The organism is Nocardia sp. 852002-51101_SCH5132738, from assembly GCF_001665695.1.
In the GTDB taxonomy this organism is placed as follows: Bacteria; Actinomycetota; Actinomycetes; order Mycobacteriales; family Mycobacteriaceae; genus Nocardia; species Nocardia nova.
Genome location: NZ_LZML01000040.1, coordinates 1 through 1860 on the forward strand (window position 1 = coordinate 1; position 1860 = coordinate 1860).

Below are 1860 nucleotides of genomic sequence, written 5' to 3' on the forward strand. Positions count from 1 at the left end.
TGTAGGTTCTCATGATTGATTGCGGTTTCCCGCGTAGTTTGCGTCGATCTTGCGTTTCCGCAAGGTCGGTGGGACGTCGGCGGCGTGTCAGCATCGTACGCCCGTGCGCCGAGGGCAGTCTCTGCGCCATGATTGAGAATCCTTCTGTCCGTGTAGTTTTGACCGGTTTGTCGCCGGATTCCGCTGTGTCCGTGCGCTATAGGGGTAGTGACGGTCGGTTCGTCGAAACGAACTTGCGTCGATTGCCTGTCGATGAGGTGCTGACCGGGTTGCCGGTGAGGGAGTTTCGTGCGTGGCGAGGCCGCCGGCATTACTCGGGCTGGTACTGGTCGGCGACGACCGGATCGCATGTGGTTTACGAAAGCCGGTTGGAGCTGGCGCGGATCTTGTTGGCCGATCGGGATCCCGATGTCGTGGCAATCGCGGCGCAGCCGTTTTTGATGACGGAGTCGGTGGACGGGCGGGTACATCGCCATGTGCCTGACCTGCTGTTGGCCCATCGCGATGGTTCATTGACAGTCGTTGATGTGAAAGCAGCTGAGAGGCTGTCTGTTTCGTCTGTCCGCGAGCAGTTCGAGTGGACTCGGCAAGTGTGCCGAGCGCATGGCTTCGGGTTCGAGGTGTGGTCGGGCGCCGATCGCGTGTTCGTGGAGAATGTCCGATTCTTGGCCGGCTACCGGCGGCCTTCGTGTGTGGCCGACAGTGTCGTAGCGGCTGTGTTGGACGCTGTGTCGGCACCGATGAAGATCGCCGATCTGGAGCGGCGGTTGTCAGGGTTCGCCTCGCCGCTGTTGGTTCGCCCGGCGATTCTGCATCTGCTGTGGCGGTCACGGCTGACCGCGGATTTGTCGCGAGTGCTCGACGGCGCCGCGATCGTGGCTGCGGGGGTGGTCGCATGAGTACCCGCACGGTGAGGGTGATGGTCGGCGAGTCGGTCCTGGTGGACGGTGATGCCGCGCGGATCGTGGAGTTCGACGGCCGGAAAGTGACCGTGCAGTTCGGCGATGCTCGATACAGCAGTTTCGCCTTGGCTGAATTCGTTTCTCGCGCGCGAGGTTTGGACACTGTCGAAGGGGATGGTCCGGATCCCGGGCTGGTGTTGGCGGGGCTTTTGCCGGCTGTTCGGGCCGAGGTCGCTGATCGGGCTGGGCATGTTCGGGAGTTGTTGACCGGCTACACCAGTGGTTACGAGTCAGCGGCGGGTGCTGGTGAGCCGCGTCCGGAATATGCGGCCGGTGTGTCGCTGAAGGCGCGTTATGCGGCCAAGGCGGCGGAGCTGGCGGTGTCGGTGCGCACGCTCGAATACTGGGTCGCGGCCTACCGTGAGGTCGGGGAGGCCGGTCTGGTCGACGACCGTCACCGCTCGTCGCGGGGTTCTCGTGTCGATCCACGCTGGGAGGCCGCGGTCCTCGCGGAAATGGCGGCGGGGGTGTCGGCGTCGACACCGACCCGCTCGGCGTTGCTGCGGCGGGTCGCGGACCGATTGGATCGTGAGCACGGCCCGGGGGTTGTCGCGATTCCCGCGCGGACGACCGCCTACAGGCGTCTGGGGCTGCTTGCCAAGGGCACAGGCGCGGTCAGTGGGTCGGCGAAGGCTCGGCGTTCGATCGCTCAACGCCCGCAAGGCGTTTACGGACGGCTGCGCGCGAGTCGGCCGGGCGAGTACCTGATCCTGGACACCCAGGACCTGGATGTCTTCGCGATGGAGCCGGTGACCTGTCGGTGGGTCCGGGCGCAGTTGACCGTCGCCCAGGATCTGTTCGACCGTCAGATCCTCGGTTTGAAGGTCACGCCGGTGTCCACCAAAGCCCTCGACGTTGCGGGGGTGTTGTTCGAGGCGGTCACAGGCCGGGGCTCGGG

General features: G+C 65.1%; 1 protein-coding gene and 1 pseudogene. Both read left to right on the forward strand.

Annotated elements, in window-relative coordinates:
- Positions 1-128 precede the first annotated feature (128 nt).
- Entirely contained in the window at positions 129-899 is a 771-nt protein-coding gene (locus tag A5789_RS06035; RefSeq protein WP_227462698.1) for a TnsA-like heteromeric transposase endonuclease subunit, read from the forward strand.
- A 65-nt stretch (positions 900-964) separates the two neighbouring features.
- Positions 965-1860 (forward strand): annotated as a pseudogene (locus A5789_RS06040) (helix-turn-helix domain-containing protein); the annotation flags it as partial.

Excerpts from the sequence above, each read along its gene's own strand:
- A5789_RS06035 (WP_227462698.1), top strand. The coding sequence starts at position 129 with ATGATTGAGAATCCTTCTGTCCGTGTAGTTTTGACCGGTTTGTCGCCG.